The sequence below is a fragment of the Rhizobium sp. P1_E1 genome (genome assembly GCF_056406015.1).
Window position 1 is genome coordinate 1 of the sequence record NZ_JBFUAY010000275.1, and the last position, 5176, is coordinate 5176.

General features: G+C 59.7%; 7 protein-coding genes. 4 read left to right on the forward strand and 3 right to left on the reverse strand.

Features of this window, described 5'->3' with window-relative positions:
• Together AC1D1Z_RS33790 and AC1D1Z_RS33795 are read left to right on the forward strand one after the other, a co-directional pair.
• Positions 1-375, forward strand: a 375-nt coding sequence (locus AC1D1Z_RS33790) for a glycosyltransferase family 4 protein (RefSeq protein WP_477853180.1), incomplete at its 5' end; no start/stop codon positions are given.
• Entirely contained in the window at positions 375-1127 is a 753-nt protein-coding gene (locus AC1D1Z_RS33795; RefSeq protein WP_130729808.1) for a polysaccharide deacetylase family protein, read from the forward strand. The genes AC1D1Z_RS33790 and AC1D1Z_RS33795, both read left to right, overlap by 1 nt.
• Positions 1128-1148: 21 nt before the next feature.
• Here AC1D1Z_RS33795 and AC1D1Z_RS33800 read toward each other — a convergent pair whose 3' ends face one another.
• The 3 genes from AC1D1Z_RS33800 to AC1D1Z_RS33810 all read right to left on the reverse strand — a co-directional run bounded on the left by AC1D1Z_RS33800 (position 1149) and on the right by AC1D1Z_RS33810 (position 3402).
• Positions 1149-2015 carry an alpha/beta fold hydrolase gene (locus tag AC1D1Z_RS33800; protein ID WP_446982882.1) on the reverse strand — a complete coding sequence of 289 codons (867 nt, stop codon included), beginning with the start codon at positions 2013-2015 and terminating at the stop codon, positions 1149-1151.
• Positions 2016-2048: 33 nt separating this feature from the next.
• Positions 2049-2423, reverse strand: coding sequence for a GFA family protein (locus AC1D1Z_RS33805; protein WP_247264356.1), 375 nt, complete (start codon positions 2421-2423; stop codon positions 2049-2051).
• 148 nt (positions 2424-2571) lie between these two features.
• Positions 2572-3402, reverse strand: coding sequence for an MBL fold metallo-hydrolase (locus tag AC1D1Z_RS33810; protein ID WP_026231047.1), 831 nt, complete (start codon positions 3400-3402; stop codon positions 2572-2574).
• A 511-nt stretch (positions 3403-3913) separates the two neighbouring features.
• Between AC1D1Z_RS33810 and AC1D1Z_RS33815 the strand changes: the two genes are divergently transcribed.
• Both AC1D1Z_RS33815 and AC1D1Z_RS33820 read left to right on the forward strand, forming a co-directional pair.
• On the forward strand, positions 3914-4582 hold the full coding sequence (locus AC1D1Z_RS33815; protein ID WP_477853184.1) for a GntR family transcriptional regulator: 669 nt from the start codon (positions 3914-3916) through the stop codon (positions 4580-4582).
• A gap of 74 nt (positions 4583-4656) precedes the next feature.
• On the forward strand, positions 4657-5176 hold a 520-nt coding region (locus AC1D1Z_RS33820; protein ID WP_477853182.1), incomplete at its 3' end, for a GntR family transcriptional regulator.

A 5176-nucleotide genomic window follows, 5' to 3' on the forward strand; every position in this document is an offset into this window, starting at 1 on the left:
GAATGGCTGGGCGAGCGGAATCCCGTCGAGATCGCCGAACTGCTTGGGCATGGCGGCCTCTATGTCTGGCCCGGCTGCGGCGAGGCCTATGGTCTTGCCTATCTGGAAGCCCAGGCCGCCGGCCTGCCTGTCGTTGCGCAGGAAACGGCAGGGGTGCCAGCGGTGGTCAAGGCTGGGGTGACCGGCCTGCTGACGCCGGATGGCGATGTCGCCGCCTATGCCGAGGCTGTGACCGCCTTGCTTGACGACAGGCAAAGGCGCGACGCCATAGGGCAGACGGCGCGGCGCTTCGTGCTTGGGCAACGCTCGCTTGCGATGGCGGCGCAGGTTTTGAACGGAATTTTGCGGGACAATGCAGGAATAGGAGTGACGTGATGACCGACGGGATAGCCTGGGACCCTCTGTGCCGCGAGCTTGACCGCTGGCAGGCTGCCGGCCGCGTGGCGCGGTTCTGGCTGCGCGATGACGACGCCGTCGAGCCGACGCCGACGCTGGAGACGCTGATGGTACTGGCGGGCGAAAACGATATTCCGCTGACGCTCGCGGTTATTCCCGGCCTGACCGGTGAGGCCTTGGCCGCGCGCCTGGTGGAGGAAACAGCCATCACTGTTGTGGTGCATGGTTGGTCTCATACGAACCATGCAGGGCCTGAGGCGAAGAAGCAGGAACTCGGCGGCGAGCGGCCGGCGGATGCCGTGCTCGGCGAGTTGCGTGAAGGGTTCCGGCTGCTGGAGCGACTGCATCCGGCTCGCTTCCTGCCGATGCTGGTGCCGCCGTGGAACCGGATCGATGCGGCCCTCATCCCGGCGTTGCCGGAGCTCGGATTTGCAGCCCTTTCGGTCTATGGGCGGGCAAGGCAGGGCGGTCCGGTGCCGCTGCTCAACACCCATGTCGACATCATCGACTGGCACGGCACGCGGGGCGGACGGGGCGAGGCGGAATTGGTGGCCGAACTGGTCGCCGAGCTTCGCGACCGGTTTGCCGGCAGCGAGGAGCCTGTTGGCGTGCTCACCCACCATCTGGTGCATGATGCGGCGGCGTGGGATTTCCTGTCGGCCTTGTTTGCGATCACTGCCCGGCATCCCGCCGTCCGCTGGTCGGCGGCGTCAGCACTTCTCGAGACTTAGAACACTCGCGGAAAGCAGCGATCACGCGTGAACTCGCCCGAGAAACTCTCGCATGAGCGCTACGGCGTCATCGAGATGCGTCTCGAGCAGCCAGTGGCCGCCGGCCAGGATATGGAGTTCGGCATCCGGCAGATCGCGGAGATAGGCTCGCGCTGATTTTTCCGGCATGTAGTGGTCGTTCGGACCCCAGACAATCAAGGTCGGCGGCCGGTATTCGCTGAGGTATTTGCGGTGTTCCGGGAACCAGGCCCGGTTCTCCTCCAGTCCGGCGATCAGGTCTATGGCGATTTCCTTGCGCCGCGGCGTGATCAGCGACCAATGTAGTTTCCAGAGATCTGGCGGGATCGTATCGGCCAGATGGGGCGACAGATCGTTGAGGAATTCGTGCCTGAAGGCGGCCTCGCTGACCGCCTCCGCCAGCACCTTTCTCATCTCCGATCTTGGAAGCGTCCACGTCGCCTCAATATCCGCATACTTCGGTCCGAGGGCATCTTCATAGGGGATATCGCCATTCTGGATGATCAGCGCCACGATGCGCTGGGGGATTCTGATCGCCAACCGCGCACCGATAGGCGAGCCGAAGTCGTGGAGGTAGAGGACAAACCGGTCGACATTCATCGCACCGATGAAGGCCTCCAGCCAGGCAGCGTATCCATCGAAGCTGTAGTCGAAATCATCAGGCGTGCCGCTGTAGCCCGCACCCGGGAAATCCGGCGCAATCAGGCGCCAACGATCGGCAAGGCGCGGCATGAGATTGCGAAATTCATAGGATGAGCAGGGATATCCGTGCGGCAGCAACAAGACCGGCGCATCTTCTCGGCCGGCCTCGCGGTAAAAAGTCTCGACGCCTGCAACCGTCATCCAGCGATGTCGGACGAGAGTGGCCATCGGAAAGCTCCTCAGAATCGTTCGTCGTTCTCTTCACCTTCGGTCTTCGTCATACTGCTCGGCGCCTTCCACCGGTCGCAGCCACGGCTCGCGGCGTTTGACCCAGAGTTCGTAGCTCGGCACCAGAGGCGTCGGCGCCTCGGAGAGGATGCCAAGCTTGATTTCCGCCTCCTGGTCATCGGCGGAAAACAGCCGCGAACCGCACCCGGTGCAGAAATGCCGACCTTGGAACGTGGCGGTTTCCCCTGAATGTTCGAATTGGCCGGCGGGCCAGATCCCATAAAAGGTAAAGGCTGAACCGCTTTCTTGCCTGCAATCCGTGCAATGACAGATTCCAACGCGTAAGGGTTCGCCGCGGACAGAAATGCGCACCTGCCCGCAGAGACACTTTCCGGAAAGCACGGTCATGACGGATGCCTGTTTCGTTGATTTTGCGCTGCGGGGAAAACGGTCCGGCCCAGCATCTGTTCCGTCGTGACGTTCGCAGGCCTGCTCAGTTCGACGTAGTCGAAGAGCCTCGGACTGGACAGGATAACGGAGGCCTTTAGCGGAGCTGCTAGATCACCACGATCTGATTGTCGCGCGCGGCAAAGGATTCGGGGAAGGCTGCCTGCGCTTGCGTTTCCATCTCCGCCAGCTGTTCGTCGGTGCGGGAGGGGGCGTGGTGGAAGAGCGCGAAGCGCTTGGTGCCCGCCATTTTCGCAAGCTCGGTGCCATGCTGCCAGGTCGAATGGCCGAAGCCCTTGAAGCGCTGCATCTCGTCTTCATTGTAGGTGCAGTCGTAGACGACGAGATCGGCGTCCCGCATCATCTCCAGCGAGACCGGATCATAGCTGCCGGGAATATGCTCGATGTCATAGACGAGAGCGACCGAACGGCCCTGCCATTCGATGCGGTAGCCGATGGCGCCGCCCGGATGGTTCAGCATGAAGGTCTTGATCTCGATGCCCTTGTGAGGGGTCAGCACCTGACCGGCATGGAAATCGCGGAAGTTCATCGTCGCCTGGCAGATGTCGGTCTTGACGGGAAACCAGGGCGGGCTGATGAACTGCTCGACCATTTCGCGCGTGCTCATCTTGCCATCGAGATGGCCGGACCAGATGTTGACGTTGATCGAGGGGTAATAGATCGCCTTGAAGAAGGGCAGGCCGATGATGTGGTCGTAGTGGCAGTGGCTGAAGAACAGATCGACGTCGCTGACGCTGTCGGCGATCATCGATAGCCCAGCCTCGCGCAGGCCGGAGCCTGCGTCGAAGATCATCCGATGTTTTCCGCAGCGAATTTCGATGCAGGAAGTGTTACCGCCGTAGCGATCGAACTCGGGGCCCGACACGGGAATACTGCCGCGGACGCCCCAAAATTTTACCTGAAACAAATCTGTCGTCATCGTTCTTCAAACCGGCCTTCCCACGTCGCCATCGTAGTCATTGTTCATCCCGATGCGAAGCAGTAGAATTCCACGGGTTTGCCTGCGGCCCCTTTCATTCTCCTAACCGCTAGCGGAAGAAGAAGTAGATTTTCCTAAGCAATCGGCTTTCGCTTCGGAAAGCAACCCAGTATGGTTGGTTTTCGGTAAACGGGCTGCTGAGGGCGGGGACATTTTCCCGTACGTCATGCTTATTAGATGGTTGCGCGCGATTGAAAAAACAATTGCCGCCCTGTTGAGCCGAAAAATCCAGTTTTAGGAGCAGCGCGAAAAGCCGCGCCAAAGGGCTTGGCCCCACAGGCATTTGGCGCAGTATTGTGGTCAGGCCCTGCTCGACCCAGTCGCCTCCGCGTTCTCCGGGCAAACCAGCATCATATGAGGAAATTCTAATTCCTATTCTGCGAATGCTTCCTTGATTGAGAATGCCAGAAAGAGATATATCCGACGATACAGAAAATATAAGAGACTCGCCATGTTGCAGCCGGTTATCAACGAGACCATTGCCGAGAGCAGCTACAGGCGCATTCGAGCCGACATCATTTTTGGTCGGCTGACCCCCGGACAAAAGTTGAAGCTGGAAAGCTTGAAGGAGTCCTACGAGACCAGCATCAGTACACTTCGAGAAGTGCTCAATCGGCTGTCGTCCGAGGGGCTTGTCGTTGCCGAGGGACAAAAAGGTTTCGAAGTGTCTCCAGTGTCCGTTTCGGACCTCAAGGAGACTGCGGCGCTGAGGCTTCTGCTGGAAACACATGCGCTAGAGCAGTCGTTCTTGCATGGCGACGTGGAGTGGGAAGCTCCGCTGGTATCGGCGCATTACAAATTGGCGCGGATGGAACAGGTGATGGCAACCGGCGACACCAGCAGGGCCGAGGACTGGAAGCGCTACGACTGGGAGTTCCACCAAGCGCTGATATCCGCCTGCGGGTCGAAACTACTGATGGAGACGCATTCGGTGATCTTCGACAGATATCTCAGATATCAGATGGTTGCCTTGTCCTATCGAGGCGATGTCGCCGCCAATGAACACCAACAGCTTTTGGATGCGGCATTGCGACGGGATGCGGAGAYGGCCAAGCAGGTGCTTGTGCTGCATATTCAAGGCGGGGTCGAACATGCGCTGGCGCGAGGGACGCTGAGATAGAAATGATCCGGACGTTTCTCTTTGAGCTTTAGGTCCACCACGTAAATTGCATTTCGGCGAAACCAGGAAAAGCCATGCTCAAGCAAGTCCACGACCCGGCTGAAACAGTAAGCGATGTCGTCTTTCGGCAGATCCGCGAGGATATCATATCAGGGACATTGCCGCCGGGGGCCAAGATCAAGCTGGAGCAGGCAAAGGAGCGCTACTCCATCGGCATTTCATCGCTGCGCGAAATTCTGAGCCGCCTGACCACGGAAAACCTCGTTGTCGCCGAGGGGCAGCGTGGCTTCGAAGTCAGCCCTGCTTCGCGCCGCGAACTTCTGGAGCTCGCCGACCTCAGGATCGTTCTTGAAACACATGCGATCGGCCTTGCCTTCGCTGCGGGAAATCTTGAATGGGAGGGGCGCATCGTCGCCGCACATCACCGACTGGCTGCTGCTGAACGCAAGCTCCTCGCCGGCGATGTCTCGCGGACCGTCGACTGGGTCCGATACGACTGGGAGTTCCATCAGGCGATCGTCTCTGCCTGCAATTCAGCGACGCTGATGGCGACATTGTCATCCGTCTTCGACCGCTTTCTTCGTTACCATATGC